Here is a 19,546-nt window from a genome sequence, read left to right as displayed (position 1 = left end):
TCATAAGGAGGTTCCCTGTGAACTATCATATTGCCGTCGATATTGGCGCCTCCAGCGGGCGGCTGGTGCTCGGAACGGTCCGGGACGGGGTTCTCTCCCTGGAGGAGCTTCACCGCTTCAGCAACGGATTTACAGAACGGGAGAATTCCTGCTTCTGGGATATTGATTATTTGTTCGACCAGGTGATAGACGGACTCTCCAAGGCCAAGGCCCGCGGAATTGAGCAGTGTACGCTGGGCATCGATACCTGGGCAGTGGATTATGTGCTTCTGGATGCGGACGGAAACCGCATCCAGGAGGTCTACGCCTACCGTGACCGCCGCACCGATCAGATGATGGAGCAGGTCGCAGAGCGGATTTCACCCGCTGAGGTCTATGCCAAAACAGGCATTCAGCGCTTAAGCTTCAACACTTTATATCAGCTGTATGCCCATGCACCGGAAGAAATTTCACAAGCGGATCAGATCCTGCTTGTGCCTGATTACCTCTATTACCGACTAACCGGCCGTAAGATCAATGAAGTCACGAATGCTTCGACCACCCAGCTGCTGAACCTGGATACGCGTGATTATGACTCTGATCTGCTGTCTTTACTTCATATCCGCAGGGAGCAATTCGCCCGATTGACCGAGCCTGGTGAAGAGCTTGGCACGTTGTCCGCTGCGCTAATGACTGGGCATGACCTGCCTGTATGCCGGGTCATCTGCGCGGCCACTCATGACACGGCTTCCGCCGTGCTGGGAGCACCACTGGAAGCAGGGCGTACGTCAGCTTACATCAGCAGCGGCACCTGGTCGCTGCTGGGAGTGGAGCGGGAGCAGCCGCTCAACAACAGGCAGGCCATGGAAGCTAACTACACCAATGAGTGGGGCGCTTATGGAACCTACCGCTTCCTGAAGAACATTATGGGCCTGTGGCTGATTCAGGAGGTGCGCAGACTGGACGGCAACCGTTACAGCTTCGCGGAGCTGGCGCAGCAGGCCGGGGAAACCGAAGGCTTCCGCAGCCTGATTCCCTGCAACGCCCCGCGGTTCCTCAACCCACCGAATATGATTGAGGAAATCCGCAATGCCTGTGCAGAGAGCGGACAGCCGGTGCCGCAAACGACGGGTGAGCTGGCACGCTGCATTTTTGACAGCCTGGCCTTGACCTATCTGACCTATCTGGAGGAGCTGGAACAGCTGACAGGAGAACCCGTCGAGCTGCTGCAGATCGTCGGCGGCGGCGCAAATAACAGTCTGCTCTGTCAGTTGACTGCGAATGTGATCGGCAGGGAAGTGACGGCCGGACCCACGGAATCAACGGCGCTGGGCAATCTGGCTGTGCAGATGATCAGCGAAGGCAGCCTGGCCGACATTAAGGAAGCCAGAGCCTTGGTTGGCAGGTCCTTTGAGATTAAGCATTACTTTCCAGAGACAGTTCCTGAATTGGAGCGGATTGTAACCCGCTGGAAAGCACTTCAATAGAAACTACAATACAACTTTAGGAGGCTGCAGCATGGACCAGAGCATTATCAACAGTTACAACGAAGCCAAGAAATTATACGCCGGGCACGGGATCAACGTGGAGGAAGTGCTGGAGAAGCTGGCACAGATCAAGATTTCACTGCATTGCTGGCAGGGCGACGATGTTCAAGGATTTCTTTTTAAGGACAAAACCCTAAGCGGCGGTATTGCCGTAACCGGGAGCTATCCCGGCCGTGCCGGTACGCCGGATGAGCTGCGCCAGGATCTGGAGAAGGCTCTGTCGCTGATCCCCGGCAAACACAAGGTCAACCTGCATGCCATTTATGCTGACACCGAGGAAACAGTCGATCTGGATGAGCTGGAGCCCCGTCATTTTGATAACTGGGTCAGCTGGGCCAAAGAGCAAGGGCTTGGCCTTGATTTCAATCCAACCTGCTTCTCACATCCCAAAGCGGCAGACGGCTTCACGCTCAGTCATGCGGACGAGGAAATCCGCAGCTTCTGGATTGCCCACTGCAAAGCTTCACGCAGAATTGCCGAGCATTTCGGCCGTGAGCTGGGCCAGACATGTGTAACCAACTTCTGGGTGCCGGACGGCTACAAGGATACGCCGGTTGACCGTCTGGCGCCACGGGTGCGGCTGCAGGAATCGCTGGATGAGATTTTTAGCGAACCGATCGACAAGCAATACAACATCGATGCGGTCGAGAGCAAATTGTTTGGCATCGGGTCCGAGAGTTATGTGGTTGGATCACATGAATTCTATATGGGATATGCCCTCACACGCGGCAAGGCCTTGTGCCTGGATGCCGGCCATTTCCATCCGCTTGAATTCATCTCCAATAAGCTGTCCTCCATTCTGATGTTCAGTGAGCAGCTGCTGCTGCATGTCAGCCGTCCGGTCCGCTGGGATAGCGACCATGTAGTAACGATGGATGATGAACTTCTGGAAATCGCCCGCGAGCTGGTGCGTGGTGACCTGCTGGGCCGTACGAATATCGGCCTCGATTTCTTCGATGGCAGCATCAATCATATTGCAGCCTGGGTCATCGGCACACGCAATACCATCAAGGCGCTGCTGCGCGCGATGCTGGAGCCGGTAGCCACGCTGAAGCAGCTGGAACTGGACGGAGATTATACCTCCCGCCTGGCGCTCGTGGAAGAGTTCAAGTCGTATCCGTTCGGGGCAGTTTGGGATTACTACTGTGCTACTCAAGGCACTCCGGTGCGTGAGCAATGGCTGGCTGATGTGAAGACTTACGAGCAGGAAGTGCTTGCAGCAAGATAGAAAGGGCAGAGGTTCTGAAGAGCCCTGCACTAGACTTGGAAACTAAAGGAGAGACAACATAATGAGCACATCCGTTATCGAATCGACAGGTTATATTGCCGGAACAGAAGCTCCGTTTATCCAGGAAATGTCGGAAATTACCCGCCACATGTGGGAGCTGGGCTGGGATGAACTGAACGGCGGGAATGTCAGCTATCTGCTGGATGAAGAAGAAGTAGCGAAATACATTAACATTCGCGAGCCTCTGCGGACAATTGCGCTCACGTTTCCGGTGAAGGAACTGGCCGGCAAATATTTTATCGTCACCGGTTCGGGCAAATATTTTCGCAATGTAATCAAAGACCCGGAAGCGAACCTCGGTATACTGCGGGTAAGTGCAGAAGGGCAGAGCGTGGAAGTGCTCTGGGGCCTGCGCAATGGTGCGGTGCCAACCAGTGAGCTGGCTTCCCATTTCATGAGCCATATCGAACGGCTGAAGGTAGATCCGAAGCACCGGATCGTGCTGCACACCCACGCTACCAACGTAATTGCGATGACCTTTACCCATGAGCTGGATGAGCTGAAATTCACCAAAACCCTCTGGGAAATGTGCACCGAATGTCTGGTGGTATTTCCTGACGGCGTCAGCGTCATTCCTTGGATGGTTCCCGGCAGCAGCGAGATTGGCCGCGAAACCGCCACTAAGATGAAGGATTACCGCGTAGTCATCTGGCCGCAGCATGGGATCTTTGTAACAGGCACAACGATGGATTCGACGTTCGGGCTGGTAGAAACCATTGAGAAGGCTGCGATTGTCTATAACCTGATCGGCGGCAGAGAGATCAAGCAGAAGATCACCGACCGCCAGCTGGCCGACTTGGCCGCCGCCTTTGGCGTTACACCGCGAGCGGGAATTCTAGAGCTGGAATAGATCAGATCATAAGTTGTTCATACGGTTACTACTTAGGTCCTGCTGAGGATGTAGAATGCTACACTAGAGCATTCAGAGAAAATTAAATGCGAAAGTGCATCTAATTTCAGCTGGAATTCCAGATATCGGTCAAATAAGTGCGAATCTGCAACTATTTTTGAGGAAAATGATTGTTTAACGCTCAGAATTCGAAATTAGATGCGTTTTCGCACTTATTTGCTCTAAAACGGAAAAAAACGTCTAATTAGATGCAGATTCGTAACTAATTCGGTGGATTGGACTGATGTGGCAATCAGACGCTTAGTCTTTGATACTCCTAACCTACGGGGTCCTAAGCAGTAACTTCATACTAAGCATTATTATATTAATCCGGGTATTCGCAGATTAGTTTGCGAATACCCGGATTTCTGTTATTGTATAGGGAATTATGAATTATTTGCGAATTCCGCAGGAACAGCCCGCCCTTAGCCTAGGCCCGCATCCCGTCAGGGATCGCGGGCCAAACCCTGCGTCGTCCAAGCGGTCCCGCAGGGATAAGTGATCCCCTCTCCCAGCTACCTAATCACAGTACAGCCAGACTCCTTCGCCAAGCTTGCGGGAGTCCAGAGGGCAGAGCCCTTTGGGGCCCTCCCTTGGAAGGGAGGGTTTGGGAGGGATCGATTAATTTTAACGGAGGTTGACATGAACACAAAAAGCTTATTCAAACCTTTTCAGGCAGGCAATCTGAGTCTAGCCAATCGGGTGGTTATGGCCCCGATGACCCGCGCGTTCTCCCCGAATGCCGTACCCGGCCGTGATGTGGCCGAATATTACCGCCGTCGAGCTGAAGGTGGCGTAGGGCTGATTATTACCGAAGGAACGGCGATCAATCACCCGTCCGCAGTCAGCCATCCGGCCATCCCCAACTTCTACGGTGAAGAAGCCCTGAAGGGCTGGAGCCATGTCGTGGAAGAGGTTCATGCGGCAGGCGGCAAGATCATGCCACAGCTGTGGCATGTAGGCATGGCTCGCTCGATCGGGGATGAGCCTAATGCCGAAGTCCTTCCGATTGGTCCGTCCGGTCTCAATCTCAAAGGCGAGCAGGTCACTGAGCCGATGACCGAGGCGGAAATTGACGGCATTATTGCCGCGTATGCCCAAGCTGCCGCCGATGCGAAGCGGATCGGCTTCGACGGGATTGAACTGCACGGTGCGCACGGTTATCTGATCGACCAGTTCTTCTGGGAGAAGACCAACAAGCGCACCGACCGTTACGGCGGTGATATGGAAGCACGCACCACCTTTGCTGTAGAGGTGATTGATGCCTGCCGCCGTGCGGTAGGTTCGGATTTCCCGATTGTGCTGCGCTTCTCCCAGTGGAAAGCGGGGGATTACAGTGACAAGCTGGCCAATACACCAGAGGAGCTGGCCCGTTTCCTGGCACCGCTCAGTAATGCAGGGGTCGATATTTTCCACTGCTCGACCCGCCGCTTCTGGCTGCCTGAATTCGAAGGCTCCAGCCTGAATCTGGCGGGCTGGACGAAGCAGATCACCGGCAAACCGACGATTACTGTGGGTTCCGTTGGCCTAAACAGTGATTTCGTGACCGGGGATGTAGCCGACAATGATGAGAACAACATCTCCGGCCTGCTGCAGCGTCTGGAGCAGGGAGAGTTTGATCTGGTGGCTGTAGGCCGAGCGCTGATCAGTGATCCGGCCTGGCCGGCTAAGCTGCAGAGCGGCAGAACAGATGACATCCTTCCCTTTACCCGTGAGTCGACCCAAACCTTAGCTTAAGAAAGTGTTTAAACTTGAATAAAGGGCAGACCTCCCGCCGAATGGCGCGGAGGTCTGCCCTTTATTGAAATATAAGGATTTATATGTTCCGCCCTATAAATCATCCTTCTATTTCTCGCTGAAACGCCCCGTCCTATAAAAGGACGGCGTAGCCGTTTCCACTTGAAATATAAGAAATTATATGTTCCACACTATAATTCATCCTTCTATTTTTCGCAGAAACGGATGCCGCCTCTTGCAGAGGACGGCGAAGCCGTTTCTTCTTACTAAGTGAAGCATGAAGTCAAGCTGCAGGTTATTCAGTTGTATACGTTGACCGGGGTTCGGCAACCTCATGGGCTGCACGTGCTCTCCATTTCTGAGCCTCCGTGCCGTTGCCGCATTGTTCATACAAGCGGGCGATCTGCTCGTACGTTTGATGCTCCTCTGGATTAAGCAGGATCACATGTTTGAGGTAGGCTATGGCCTCCAGCGGTTTATGCTGGGCTAGCAGATGTGCGGCCATTTTGTGAGCGATGTCAATCAGCTGGATTTCGGTACGGATGCGCAGCGTCATATTCCAATCCCGGTCCAGATTGCGGAAGGAATTGCCGTCCACATTCTGGAACAGCTCCTGAATGATATTTTCCTTATAACTAAGCTCCTGCTGGACAGAGGCCCATTTGATCGTCTCCAGCAGATCTGTCAGATCACAGTCCACGGCGCTGGAGAGCGAGATTTGTTTCTTGTCGATATGCAGCACCCGGGTCTGATCGTTCTGCAGCAGCTGCTTCAAATGGGCCAGACACACTCGGAGCAGGCCTCTGGCTTTGGTTATGTCCATATCGGGCCACAGGTCGGCGCAGAGCCGGTCTCTGTCCACGCTGGGATTCAGCAGCAGATAGGTCAGCAGCTCCTTGGCGTTTCGTCTGCCCCAGCCGCCCAGTATCGGATCACCGTCCAACTGGACCTGAAACTGGTTAATCAGCTTAATGCTTAGACGGGTTGCGGCAGGCTGTACAGCTGGCGCAGCGTTATTGTCGACCAGATTCAGGAAGTCGGAATGCAGATTCTGGAGCAGCGGGTCGATGCTTGTTTTTTTCGCCGGACGGTTCTCGAAGAAGCGCTTGATCTGGTTATACGTCTCCTCCGGCTGATCATAGAACACCATATTCGATGAGTTGTAGATGATCATATACCGGCAGCCTGGACTGGAGGAGGCGATCAGGCCGGACAGGTAAGGGGGATAGATCGGGTCCTGCTCACCGGTAAGCATCAGCGTCGGCACTGTATTTTTTTTGAACATTTCAAAGATTTCGCTGTGGGCGTTCAGGAAAAACTCCAGCACCTCGAAATAGACCTCCATCGTTACCTTGGCGAAGGCTTCATACAGCTTGTTGATTTCCGGCGTGTCCCTTGCCAGCAGCGTCACATTGGGAATGACATGATCCGCCAGCGCGTACATCGAATTCCCGATCAGCGCTTTGCGGTAGGAGGTATATTTGGAGGCCGTGTCCATCGAGATGAATAGCGGCAGCGACAGCAGGGCATTGGACTGTACTCTGCCGGGATTAGCGGCGGTATAATATAAGGCGATAATACTGCCCGCTCCATGGGCAACTATATGGAAGGAATTGATCTGGAAATAATCCAGAATATAGTTCAGATCATCCACCATTACAGTGTCGGCAAGCGTTTCTTCTCCACGGTCGCTTGACCCGTGCCCCCTGAAATCATAACGAAGAACATGATAATCCCTGGTGATATAAGGAACAATCAAATCCCAGCCCCGCAGGTCAAATCCGATTCCGTGAACCAGCACGATCGTTTCGGTGTGTTCGGTTGGGGTATGGGCAGACTCATACTCGTAGTATAGCTGCACCTTGTCTTTTAGAATATAAGGCATCCTTGCACCCCTTTATACTTTATATAGAACGTGAACTTAAGAATGTTACTGCATTCTTAAGATCATCTTAATGGAGTTAATTATATCGTAAAAATAGGTTTTTTTATCACAAAATGCGGAATTTTGACGAAATGTGTAACGAAAGTGTAGCGGACCTTTGCTAGAATTGCTCTAAAGTATCATTTCAGAGGAGATGAACCCCTAAGATGAAGGTATTTCACTGCATTATTGTCAAAGAAGAGCAATACCGCATGTTCTATGTGAAGATGGTTATTCCCGGCAAGAAGCCGCAGAAATAAAGCAGCCTGAAGTCAGGTGTAATCCAAACCTCCCTTGTGGGAGGTTTTTTGATTGTATAGGAAATTATAGAGTGTAAAAAAATGTGGATAACTCCGATGAAAAAAGGAGGAGGGATGGACGTGAAGAATCAGGAAACGTGGAAGAAACGAGGAGTCATCCGGCAGATTTTAAAAGATCACTTTCATGGATTCATGGAAATGCACGGACATCATCTGCCCAAGGAACTCCACAGTAGCATGATAGAAACCGTGAATAAAGCGATACGCTGTGGTACACGGGATATGGGCTATGCCAGATATGAGTGCAAGGGATGCACGGAGGGAACGCCGGAACCCGTGTTTATTTGCTTCACCTGTAAAAGCCGTTTTTGTCATGGATGTGGGAAGAAATATACGGATGAATGGGCGGAAAAGCAGCAAGAACGAATACTAGATGTACCTCATCGCCACCTCGTATTTACAGTGCCTGAAGAACTACGCAAGGTATTCTTTCAAGACCGGCGGAAGTTAAATGAACTGAGTAACCAAGTGGCCAAGGTCATTCAATATTATTACCGGCGGAAAAATAAGAGCAAGAAATACGAAGTCGGTGTGATTACCGTGATTCATACCTTTGGCCGTGATTTAAAGTTTAATCCGCATATCCATGCGCTAATTACGGAAGGCGCGCTAGACCGGAACAAGGAGTGGAAGAAGGCGGAGTATATCTCGTATGAGTACTTGCGGAAATCGTGGCAGAAACTGCTACTGGATTTAATGATGAAATGGTATCCGGAGGAAGAACGTGTAAAGAGACTGGTGAATGAGTTATACCAGCGCTATTCGCAGGGGTTTTATGTGAATGCGGAGCAGCGGATGAAAAATGCCCGAGGAGCAGCGAAATACATTGGGCGCTATTTGGCGCGTCCGGCGATCGCGGAGTACCGGGTAGTAAGCTACAACTACCACAAGGTGCACTACTGGTATGAGGATCACCGAACGGGCAAACGGGTGGATGTGGTATCGCCGGTAATGAAATTCATTTACGATCTGGTGCAGCACATTCCGCCCAAGCATTTTCGGATGGTGGGGCGCTATGGTCTATACAGCCGGGGGAAAAACAAAGAGTCACAAAAGGTAATTAATCTGTGGCGGTACATGGTGCACAAACAAATCGAGATGACTTTTCCAGCGGAGGAAAGGAAGAAGAAAAGCTACCGCCAGCGGATGCTGGAGAGCTATGGGCGAGACCCGATGCTTTGTCCCTGCTGCAAGCACCGGATGTTGCTTGTGGTGATTTGGCATGCGGAATATGGGAGAATTTATTATTATGACGAGCAGCGAGAATATGAAAACCAAAAGAAATGGGGGATACGAAGTCATGGGAAAAGAACAGGGCCAAAAGTCCGGACAGGATAAAGAACAAGAACTGGACCTATGGAATCCATGGGAGGAAGAAGAGGAGCCAGAGGTATGGATCGATTATATCTGCGTGAAATGTGGGATGATGGACCCTGTACCTGAATTTATAGTAGCCGAGTGTTCGTATGAACTGGAAGGCGGAGAATCCCCAGAGTTTTTCTGTCCTGTTTGTAATGGAACCTTGGTGAGAAAAGAAGAGCCAGCGGATAAATAACCGCTGGCTAGAAAGTTATTCACCCGCCAGGGTGATTTTGTTCTGTTGTGGATAAGGTCTCGCGCATTCCGAAGGAACAGCCGGCCTTTGCCCTTAAGGTTTTGCGCATTCCGAAGGAACAGCCCGCCTTTGCCCTTAGGATCTTGCGAATTCCGCAGGAACAGCCCGCCTTTGATCTTAGGGTTTTGCGAATTCCGAAGGAACAGCCCGCCTTTGACTTTAGCCAGGCTCGCATCCCGTCAGGGATAGCGGGCCAGACCAAGCGGGCGTCCAAGCGGTCCCGCAGGGATAAGCGCTCCCCCCCTCCCAGCCGCCTAATCACCGTACAGCCAGACTCATTCGCCAAACTTGCGGGTGTCCAGAGGGTGCAACCCTTTGGGGCCCTCCCTTGGAAGGGAGGGTTTGGGAGGGATCGATGTTTTATGGTATAATTTTTACTTAGCGAAGATAAATAAGGGTTTAAGATGCTTTCATATAAGGATGTGGAATCAATGATGAAAGAGAACAGTTCTCCGAACTTAAAATTCGGCCCGGGCGGTTCCAAGGATTACTCCCAGTATTTCAATTTCAGCGATGCCAAGGTGATCAGTGAAGAGGAAGGCAAAACCACCTACCGGATCAAAGGCCGCAACATTCAGATCAATAGCCAGCCCGACTATAAAGAAGGCAAACGGCGCGGCAAAGAGGACATCGAGGTGCATTATGGCTTCGAGATTCCGGAAGAAATGCGTGATTTCGGTAAAGATAAATTGTACCACATTACCACCTATGGCTGTCAGATGAATGAGCATGATACCGAAACGATGAAAGGCCTGCTGGAGCAGATGGGCTACCACAGTACAGAGGACCGTAATGAGGCGGACCTCATCCTGCTGAATACCTGCGCGATCCGTGAGAATGCGGAAGACAAGGTGTTCGGAGAGCTGGGTCATCTGAAGACGCTGAAGCTCGAGAAGCCCGGATTGATGCTCGGTGTCTGTGGCTGCATGTCGCAGGAGGAGGGTGTCGTCAACCGGATTATGATGAAGCACAGCTTCGTTGATATGATTTTTGGCACTCACAATATTCACCGTTTGCCCCAGCTCATTCAAGAGGCGGTATTCAGCAAGGAGCTGGTTGTAGAGGTCTGGTCCAAGGAAGGCGACATTATTGAGAACCTGCCGAAGAAACGTGAAGGCATGCGCGCCTGGGTCAACATTATGTACGGCTGTGATAAATTCTGCACTTATTGTATCGTACCGTTCACCCGGGGCAAGGAGCGCAGCCGTCGTCCGGAGGACGTGATTGCCGAGGTGCGCGAACTGGCCCGCCAGGGATTTAAGGAAATCACACTGCTGGGTCAGAATGTGAACGCCTATGGCAAGGATTTCAGCGATCTGGAGTACACCTTCGGCGATCTGATGGATGATATGCGGCGGATTGATATTCCACGCATCCGCTTCATGACCTCGCATCCGCGCGATTTCGACGACAGGCTGATCGAGGTGCTGGCCAAAGGCGGGAACCTGAGCGAGCATATCCATCTGCCGGTTCAATCGGGCAGCACGGCGGTTCTGAAGAAAATGAGCCGTAAATATACCCGCGAAGCTTATCTGGAGCTGGTGAGCAAGATCAAGGCCAGCATTCCGAACGCGGTGCTCACCTCCGACATCATCGTTGGATTCCCCGGCGAAACCGAAGAGCAGTTCGAGGAGACGTTGTCCCTGGTGCGTGAAGTCGGTTATGATATGGCCTATACGTTCATCTACTCTCCGCGCGAAGGTACGCCTGCCGCAGGGATGGAGGATAATGTGCCGATGGCTGTGAAGAGCGAACGCTTGCAGCGCTTGAATGACCTGATCAAGGAACTCAGCCGCAAGAACAATGATTCCATGCTGGGCCAGATGGTTGAAGTGCTGGTTGAAGGCGAGAGCAAGAACAATGCCCATATGTTGTCCGGCCGTTCCAGCGCCAATAAGCTGGTGCATTTTGAAGGACCGCAGGAATGGATCGGCAGCTTCAGGAAGGTACGGATTACCGATACCAAAACATGGTACATTAAAGGGGATTGTGTGGCAGAAGCCGCAGCAGTCCATTAATTCTATAGAAATGGGGCGAAGGCCGGTGAATGAGGAGCAACAACGTGTGAATGCCTACGGGATGAAGACTTTTGATACCCGTGATCTGATCGTGCGTGAGGATATTATGGGCAAAGCGAAGGAGCTTGCTTCCTTGATCTCCACCAGCGAGGAAGTGCGCCATTATCAGCAGGCAGAAATGAAGATTAACAATCATGAGCGGGTTCAGGGGCTGATCGCAACGATCAAAAAGAAGCAGAAGGAGATCGTCGCCTTCGAGAGCTTCAAGAACAAAACCATGGTCGCGAAGATTGAGCAGGAGATTGCAGAGCTGCAGGATGAGATTGACTCCATTCCGGTGGTGAACGAATTCCAGCAGAGCCAGACGGATATTAACTATCTGCTGCAGCTGGTGATTTCCGTCATCCGCGATACTGTATCTGACAAAATCAATGTAGAGGCCGGCACAGAAGCCCCTCCGTCCACCTGCGGTGATTAACCCTGAAGTTGCTGGGGCGGATGACAATCCGTCCCTTTTTATAAATGGATAGTAGAACTTAAAGCTGCGGCAAAGGATGGATCAACATTGAGCGAGAACGGAGAACAAACCTATAACGCCAAAAAATACCGCACACCGGACGGAGTCCCGGCCGATATTGTGATGTTTACCTTAACCAAACGTGAGCGCAAGACCGTCACCAAGACGCTGCCGCTGCGTGAACTGAAGGTGATGCTGGTACGGCGCAAAAAATGGCCTTATGCCGGAATGTGGGCGCTGCCCGGCGGATTTTGCCAGGAGGATGAGTCTATTTATGATGCGGCTACACGCGAACTGAAGGAAGAAACGGGTGTCGATGGCGGACATTTGGAGTACCTGGGCGTCTACAGTACCCCCGGACGTGATCCGCGCGGCTGGATTATCAGTCATGCCTTCTTCGCGTTGGTGGAGGAATGGATGCTGGAACAGCGCCAGGCCTCGGATGATGCGGGCGAGGTGGGGCTGTTCACCCTTCAGGAAGCGCTGGAAGAGCTGGAGCTGGCTTTTGACCATCATAATATCATAACGGACGCCTACCTGCGGATTCAGCAGCAGATGCTGCAGACCACGATTGCCCGGCAGTTTCTGCCGCAGCATTTCACGCTCAGTGAGCTGTACCAGGTGATCCAGACGGTAGTGCCGGAATTCAAAGAGCCTAATTTTATCCGCAAAATCACTTCAACTCGCAGCCGTCAGGGTATTTTAAAGGAAGTAAGGGACGAGGCAGGCAATCCGCTCAGCTCCAACCAATATTCCCAGCGCCCCGCGCAGCTGTACACCTTCACGGAACATGAGCCGTTATTGTCCATCTATACTTAAGTGTCTTAAATCACATGCTTCTAATATACAGGTTATGAACGCAGTAATTTGAGGAGGTAACCCTATGAGAGCGCTGATCGTAATTGACTTTACCAATGATTTCGTGGATGGAAGCCTGCCGGTTGGACAGCCGGGCATTGATATTGCCCCCCGGGTCAGCGAACTGACCACATCGTTTGTGGAGAATGGCGATTTCGTGGTGATGGCCGTGGATCTGCATGAGGAGAATGACCCCTACCATCCGGAAACCAAGCTGTTCCCGTCACATAATCTGCGCGGCAGCGCAGGCCGGGAGCTGTATGGCAGCCTGAAGCAGGTATATGAGGCCAACCGCGAGCGGATCTATTGGATGGACAAAACCCGCTACAGCTCTTTTTGCGGCACTGATCTGGCATTGAAGCTGCGTGAGCGCGGCATTACTGAGCTGCACCTGATTGGAGTCTGCACGGATATTTGTGTGCTTCATACAGCGGTAGACGCCTATAATCTGGGATTTGCCATCACTGTGCATGAGGATGCCGTCGCCAGCTTCAATCCTGCTGGTCATGAATGGGCACTCGGTCACTTCCGCGGCAGCCTTGGGGCAACGGTTCTGAAAGCTTAAGGGTCCGTTTAACAGCGGACAGAATTAACTAGAGCATGCAGCAGGGGAAACATCCCGCAGATTCAGCAGCGAAGACATTAGGAGATGAGGACTTGAGAAGAGAGCTTGCGCTACATACTGACAAATATCAGATCAATATGATGTACGCCCACTGGGTCAACGGGACCCATAAACGTAAGGCTGTATTTGAGGCTTATTTCCGCAAGCTGCCGTTCGGGAACGGGTATGCTGTGTTTGCGGGACTGGAACGGATTGTCGGTTATATCGGCGGACTGCGCTTCACGGAGGAGGATATCCGCTATCTCTCTGAGCAGGAGGAGAATTACGCCCCCGCTTTTCTGGAAGAGCTGCTGCAGTTCCATTTCCAGGGGACTATTCATGCGATGAAGGAGGGGGCTTTGGTCTTCCCGGATGAACCGCTGATTCGGGTGGAAGGCACCATTATGGAGGCGCAGCTGGTCGAGACGGCGATTCTGAACTTTATGAACTACCAGACCCTGATTGCCACCAAGGCTTCCCGGATCAAGCAGGTGGCTTCCGGGGATATCCTGCTGGAATTCGGCACACGCCGCGCGCAGGAGGCGGATGCTGCCGTATGGGGCGCCCGCGCCGCTTATGTAGGCGGCTTCGATGCTACCTCTAACATGCTGGCTGGCAAGCTGTTCGGTATTCCAACGAAGGGCACGCATGCCCATTCCTGGGTGCAGAGTTTCGCAAGTGAACTGGAAGCGTTCGATGCCTATGCCAAGGTTATGCCGGACGGCGTGACGCTGCTGGTTGATACGTTCGACACCTTGCGCAGCGGTGTGCCTAACGCGATCATCACCGCCAAGAAGCTGGAGGCCCAGGGCAAACGGATGCAGGGCATCCGGCTGGACAGCGGTGACTTGGCGTATCTGTCGATCCAGGCCCGCAAGATGCTGGATGAGGCCGGTCTGCAATATGTGAAGATTGTGGCCTCGAACGATCTGGACGAGAACACAATCATGGATATGAAGCTGCAGGGGGCGGCGATTGATACTTGGGGTGTGGGCACCCAGCTGATCACAGCCTCCGACCAGCCGTCGCTTGGCGGAGTCTACAAGCTGGTGGAGATCGAATCAGCCAGCGGAGAGATGACCCCGACCATCAAGATCTCTTCGAACCCTGAGAAGGTATCCACTCCGGGCAAAAAAGAAGTCTACCGCATTATCGGCGACAAAGGGCGGGCACTGGCGGACTATATCAGTTATCCTGAAGACGATGCCCCGCGCAGCGGCGCACGGCTGAAGCTGTTCAACCCGCTGCATCCCTATATGAAGAAGCATGTAGACCGCTACGAGGCGCTGCCGATGCTGGAGCCAATCTACGTTAATGGCTTCCAGGTGTACAAATTGCCGGATCTGAATGAGATTCGTCGCTACCACCGCGAGCAGCTTGACCTGTTCTGGCCCGAGTACCTGCGCAAGCTGAATCCCGAGGTCTACCGCGTGAACCTCAGCCAGCAGGTCTGGAGCCGCAAGCAGCAGCTGATTGCAGAGCATATGCAGAGTGATCAGGAGTAGGATCGGCTGAGCGCAACTGACATCTGAGCGGATTCTAATGTCGGGATGTTAGGGGCGATATGCAAACAGGCACGAAATTACCTTATAGGAAAAAACGTTACTACTTAGGTTCCAGTGAGGATTTAGAATGTTGCCCTTGGACATTTGGAGCAAATAAATGCGAAACTGCAACTAAATTCAGCTAAACTCCTATCAGGAGGCGAATAAGTGCAAATCTGCAACTAATCTCGAATAAATCTAGTCTGGAACGCTCAAATGCCCAAATTAGATGCCTTTTTGCATCTATTTCTTCCAAAACGGAAATAATCGGCTAATTAGATGCATATTCGCAACTAAATCGGCGGGATGGGATTAGAAAACTATCAGAGATAGTGCTGAGTCTTTGATGCTCTTATCACACGGAGACCTAAGTAGTAACAATAATACCGTTAATTCTGCTGTCACTGCTCGCTGGGAGCGAAATGGCAGAGCATTGATCGACATTGCGCATACGCAGCAGCGTTAAAAGCAGGCAACCCGGGTCTTTACCCGGGTTGCCTGCTTTTTGGCGTTTAGGAGGTCTGTCTCGTTGACTCCGCTTGCTCAAAATTCAGAATATCTGTGCAATCAAGCGGACGATGGTGCCTGGTATGGCTACAAACCAGTCAAGAGCAGACCAGGCTGTTTTTTGGGTAAAGTCCCTGGAGGTCACTTTGGTAAATCTGCGCTTATCCATCCTAACACTTCCTCATCAGATCTAATGTGTCTCACGCTCTGCGTTTTATTATAGCAGATTATGGAATATGGAGAAAGTTCGTGTGCTTACCTTAATGAATGCGAATAACCGGTTGAGATTGAACTGAAACAGGGAGCAGATCCGTCCTGCAGCGTGGCATTTCCTTTGAGCCATAAGCTTGCTGCTTTTTTGTGTGACTTATATCATGTTTAATGTGACAAATTTAACATCTTAATTTTTAATTTTATTGCTAAATTAAGGGTGACAGATCGTTCCGTTTGAACTTGGGCCAAGCAGTATTCACAGTTCGTACACAATTTCGCGCTTTGATGGCAGGATAGCTTCTATTGAAGTTACGTCGCCCTGTCGTGTATAAAGAATTCCATTGCATTCTATAAATAAATGTGATTCCCAAAGTGCGGAAGATGCAAGATTTGTCACTTCGCGGCTTGCAAAATCAAGTTACAATCGTTGAAAAAGTCAAAAGGATGTTATTCTAGTTGACATTTTGAAAGGGGCTATGTCGGTGGTACAGTTACCAAAAGTAAACGAGCTCGGATTCTTCGAGATTCGTCTGGAATCAATAGGGGGCCTTGGGGCGAACCTGGCCGGGAAAATGCTGGCCGAAGCGGGTGTGGTCGGTGCCGGAATGAACGGAGTGAGCTTCTCGTCCTATGGTTCGGAGAAAAAAGGGTCTGCGGTCAAAGCGCATATCCGTTTTTGTGATCTCCATACGCCTATCCGTGATACTTCTCCCGTGGAACGTCCGCATGTCGTCGGTGTTTTTCACGAGGCCTTGGCCAAGACCGTTAATGTAACCAGCGGAATTTATGATCACAGCATCGTGCTGGTCAATTCAGTCAAATCACCGGAGCAATTGAAATCCTCGATGAAAATGATTGCCGGCACCGTAGCGGTAGTGGATGCAACCAGCATTGCGCTGGACGAGAAGAACCGGGTAAATATGGCCATGCTGGGGGCCTTGTTCCGGATGTGTGATTTCCTTGATCCGGAAATTATGAAAGGTGTCATCGAGAAGTCGCTGGGCAAAAAATATCCGCAGGCTGTGCAATCGGCCTTGACGACGTTTGAGCGCGGATTCAGTGAAGTGAAGTTTATGCATTTCCCGCTCCCGCAGGGTGCTTCCATGCCGCAATTTGTCCGCTCCGATATTTCGGCTCTGGGGTATGAGACGCAGCCGATCGGCGGAACCATTATTAATCCGGGCAGCAGCTTCCTGAAGGATCTCAGTATCTCCCGTTCCGGCATGCTGCCGCAATTCAAAGCGGAGGACTGCATCCATTGTGCGCAGTGCGATACCGTATGTCCCGACCTGTGTTTCGTCTGGGACGAACAGCCTGACAAGAAGGGCCGTCCACAGATGTTCCTGCAGGGAATCGATTATCAATATTGCAAGGGCTGCCTGAAATGCGTTGAAGCTTGTCCTACAACGGCCCTGTCCGGTGAACGCGAAGAAGAAGGTTATGCGGAGAGCCATACAGTGCGCCACGTATTTGATCTGGTTACCCAAGCTTAATTAACGGAAGAAAGGCGGAAGCAATAATGGCAATTGATTATGAGAAGGAAGTAGGCTCTGCCAAGGTAGAGCAGAAATTCCTATACGAATCCGGCAATGAGATGGCGGCCTATGCTGCGCATCAGATTAATTATCATGTCATGGGGTATTTTCCAATCTCCCCGTCAACGGAGGTCGCCCAGTTTCTCGATACGATGAAAGCGAACGGCCAGCATGATATTATGCTGGTTCCATCGGACGGCGAGCACAGCTCCGCCGGGATCTGTTACGGTGCTTCTACAGCGGGAGGCCGCGTATTCAACGCGACAAGCGCCCAGGGATACATGTTTATGCTGGAGCAGCTGCCGGTACAGGCCGGAACACGGATGCCGATGGTTATGAATCTGGTCTGCCGCTCGATCTCCGGACCGCTTAACATTCACGGCGATCATTCCGATTTATATTTTGCACTCAATACTGGCTGGCCGATTCTGATGTGCCGTGATCCGCAGTCGGTGTACGACATGAACTTGATGGCGCTGAAGCTGGCTGAGCATGCCAAGGTGCGCCTGCCTGTTATGGTTGCCTCCGACGGTTACTTCACCTCCCATCAGAAACGCCGCGTGCAGGCATTCGCCCACCGTGAGGATGTGCATAAGTTCGTTGGACCTCAGCCGCCAATGGGCTTCACCGATACGCTTGACCGCAATAATCCGGTCACCGTCGGACCTTATATGAATGAGCCTGATTATATCAACAACCGCTATCAGCAATCGGTAGCGATGTATAACGCAGGCGATGTGTTTGAAGAGATCGCCAAAGAATTCGGTGAGTTGACTGGACGGCATTATCCAATGATCGAGTCTTACCGGATGGAGGATGCCGATGTGGCAGTGTTCCTGATGAACTCCGCTTCGGAGATTATCAAGGATGTGGTCGATCAGCTGCGTCTGCAGGGCGTGAAAGCCGGTTCGATCTCCCCGAATATGATCCGTCCGTTCCCGCAGAAGCAGATTGCCGAGGCACTGAAGAATATCAAAGCCATTACTGTAGGCGACCGTGCAGACTCCGTAGGTGGACATGGCGGTAATATGGTGAATGAGATCAAAGCGGCTCTGTTCACTCATGGCAACACTACCACTAAGGTAATCAGTCGGATTTATGGACTGGGCGGCAAGGATTTCTATGCTGAAGACGGACATCATTTCTTCCAGTTGGCCATGGACGCTGTCACAGCTGACCGTGTAGAAGTGCCATTTGATTATTATGGCCACAATCCGGGTACGCCGGACAAAGCGCCGCAGCGGCTGCTGAAGCCGATGGATTTCGAGTCTCTGAAGACGGGGCTGATCACAGTCAAGCAGGATGAAGCGACAGGCAAGCTCAGTGTGCGGATTCCGCCACTGCGCAGCTTAACCAAGAAACCGAAACGGCTGTCCCCAGGTCACGGAGCATGTCCGGGCTGCGGTATTTTCTCCGGGCTGGAAACCTTCTTCAAAGGCATCGAAGGTGACATTGTTGCCCTGTACCATACAGGCTGTGCCATGGTTACCACAACCGGATATCCGTATTCCTCGCATAAGTCGACCTTTATTCATAACCTGTTCCAGAATGGCGCAGCTACCCTGTCCGGGGTGGTTGAGATGTTCTGGGAGCGCAAGCGCCGCGGCGAGCTGGATGGCATGGGCCTCAAGGAGGACTTTACCTTTGTTATGGTCACCGGCGACGGCGGGATGGATATCGGCATGGGTCCTGCGATTGGCGCAGCGTTGCGCGGACACAAGATGATTATTGTTGAATACGACAATGAAGGGTATATGAATACAGGAGCGCAGCAGTCTTATTCAACACCGTTGGGCCACCGCACTTCTACCTCAAGCATTGGCAAGACGCAGCAGGGTAAGGTTACCCAACACAAGGATACTGCACAGATTATGGCTGCCACGAACATTCCTTACGTGTTCACCGGCTCCGAGGCCTTCCCGCAGGATCTGGTCAAAAAAGCTGCCAAAGCTCAATGGTATGCGCAGAATGAAGGTCTGGTCTATGGTAAGATCCTGATCGCCTGTCCGCTCAACTGGATGTCCGATGACAAAGAAGGCACCAACATTGTCTCCCTGGCCGTGGAATCCTGCTTCTTCCCGCTGTATGAAGTGGAGCATGGCACAACCAATATCACCTACAACCCGGAAGACAAGGGTAAACGAGTGGAATTGTCGGCCTGGCTGAAGACGATGGGCAAGACACGCCATTTGCTGAAGCCGGAGAACGAACCTGCCTTGCGCAGCTTTGAAGATGAGGTACAGCGCCGCTGGAACCGCCTTAAGGCCAAACACGAGCACCCGGATTTATAAGCTTCATAGCATAGAACAGCAGCCTGGCAGATTCTTCTGCCGGGTTTTTTGCCCATATATAATAATTAAATTTGGTTCACGCCATAGAACAGGTAATCAGCGAGACAAATTTGGAATAAATATTAAACGGGGTGTTACTAAAGTGCGCAGTTAGTTTAAG

The 19,546-nt window shown here is 51.7% G+C and carries 15 protein-coding genes; 13 read left to right on the top strand and 2 right to left on the bottom strand.

The features are described 5' to 3' along the window. Positions 1-17 precede the first annotated feature (17 nt). From rhaB to B9T62_RS15885, 4 genes are all read left to right on the top strand, one after another. Positions 18-1,466, top strand: a complete 1,449-nt coding sequence (rhaB, locus tag B9T62_RS15900) for a rhamnulokinase (RefSeq protein WP_087916155.1) — start codon at positions 18-20, stop codon at positions 1,464-1,466. A gap of 31 nt (positions 1,467-1,497) precedes the next feature. Continuing rightward, entirely contained in the window at positions 1,498-2,754 is a 1,257-nt protein-coding gene (gene rhaA, locus B9T62_RS15895; protein ID WP_087916154.1) for an L-rhamnose isomerase, read from the top strand. A 61-nt stretch (positions 2,755-2,815) separates the two neighbouring features. Then, complete coding sequence (gene rhaD / locus B9T62_RS15890; RefSeq protein WP_087916153.1) at positions 2,816-3,664, top strand: rhamnulose-1-phosphate aldolase; 849 nt, start codon at positions 2,816-2,818, stop codon at positions 3,662-3,664. A 681-nt stretch (positions 3,665-4,345) separates the two neighbouring features. Further along, entirely contained in the window at positions 4,346-5,440 is a 1,095-nt protein-coding gene (locus tag B9T62_RS15885; protein ID WP_087916152.1) for an NADH:flavin oxidoreductase, read from the top strand. Between the two features lie 295 nt (positions 5,441-5,735). Here the strand turns inward: B9T62_RS15885 and B9T62_RS15880 are convergent, their stop codons facing one another. Then, positions 5,736-7,325 (bottom strand): alpha/beta hydrolase, encoded by a 1,590-nt coding sequence (locus tag B9T62_RS15880; protein ID WP_087916151.1) that lies wholly within the window; start codon positions 7,323-7,325, stop codon positions 5,736-5,738. Between the two features lie 419 nt (positions 7,326-7,744). On the opposite strand from B9T62_RS15880, the gene B9T62_RS15875 reads away from it, so the two are divergent. From B9T62_RS15875 to B9T62_RS15840, 7 genes are all read left to right on the top strand, one after another. Further along, a complete protein-coding gene (locus tag B9T62_RS15875; RefSeq protein ID WP_169834369.1) occupies positions 7,745-9,022 on the top strand; it encodes an IS91 family transposase in 1,278 nt (425 codons plus the stop codon). Continuing rightward, the gene (locus B9T62_RS15870; RefSeq protein ID WP_087914532.1) at positions 8,985-9,239 is read left to right on the top strand and encodes a hypothetical protein; all 255 of its coding nucleotides are present in this window, start codon (positions 8,985-8,987) and stop codon (positions 9,237-9,239) included. The genes B9T62_RS15875 and B9T62_RS15870 overlap by 38 nt, the downstream gene beginning before the upstream one ends. 491 nt (positions 9,240-9,730) lie before the next feature. Then, on the top strand, positions 9,731-11,317 hold the full coding sequence (gene miaB / locus B9T62_RS15860; protein ID WP_087916149.1) for a tRNA (N6-isopentenyl adenosine(37)-C2)-methylthiotransferase MiaB: 1,587 nt from the start codon (positions 9,731-9,733) through the stop codon (positions 11,315-11,317). A 61-nt stretch (positions 11,318-11,378) separates the two neighbouring features. Next, complete coding sequence (locus tag B9T62_RS15855) at positions 11,379-11,795, top strand: YlbF/YmcA family competence regulator (protein ID WP_245864609.1); 417 nt, start codon at positions 11,379-11,381, stop codon at positions 11,793-11,795. Between the two features lie 87 nt (positions 11,796-11,882). Continuing rightward, a complete protein-coding gene (locus B9T62_RS15850; RefSeq protein ID WP_087916148.1) occupies positions 11,883-12,653 on the top strand; it encodes an NUDIX domain-containing protein in 771 nt (256 codons plus the stop codon). A 64-nt stretch (positions 12,654-12,717) separates the two neighbouring features. Further along, entirely contained in the window at positions 12,718-13,257 is a 540-nt protein-coding gene (locus tag B9T62_RS15845) for a cysteine hydrolase family protein (protein WP_087916147.1), read from the top strand. A gap of 92 nt (positions 13,258-13,349) precedes the next feature. Continuing rightward, positions 13,350-14,801, top strand: a complete 1,452-nt coding sequence (locus B9T62_RS15840) for a nicotinate phosphoribosyltransferase (RefSeq protein ID WP_281257737.1) — start codon at positions 13,350-13,352, stop codon at positions 14,799-14,801. 589 nt (positions 14,802-15,390) lie between these two features. Here B9T62_RS15840 and B9T62_RS41280 read toward each other — a convergent pair. Continuing rightward, a complete protein-coding gene (locus B9T62_RS41280; protein WP_281257736.1) occupies positions 15,391-15,516 on the bottom strand; it encodes a hypothetical protein in 126 nt (41 codons plus the stop codon). 526 nt (positions 15,517-16,042) lie between these two features. Here B9T62_RS41280 and B9T62_RS15835 point away from each other — a divergent pair. Then, complete coding sequence (locus B9T62_RS15835) at positions 16,043-17,053, top strand: 2-oxoacid:acceptor oxidoreductase family protein (protein WP_087920291.1); 1,011 nt, start codon at positions 16,043-16,045, stop codon at positions 17,051-17,053. Positions 17,054-17,079: 26 nt separating this feature from the next. After that, positions 17,080-19,386, top strand: a complete 2,307-nt coding sequence (locus B9T62_RS15830) for a thiamine pyrophosphate-dependent enzyme (protein ID WP_087916145.1) — start codon at positions 17,080-17,082, stop codon at positions 19,384-19,386. Positions 19,387-19,546 lie beyond the last annotated feature (160 nt).

This window comes from Paenibacillus donghaensis (assembly GCF_002192415.1).
Classification (GTDB): Bacteria; Bacillota; Bacilli; order Paenibacillales; family Paenibacillaceae; genus Paenibacillus_AQ; species Paenibacillus_AQ donghaensis.
Note: the sequence above shows the minus strand (reverse complement) of the source record. Positions and strands in the feature narration are given on the sequence as shown.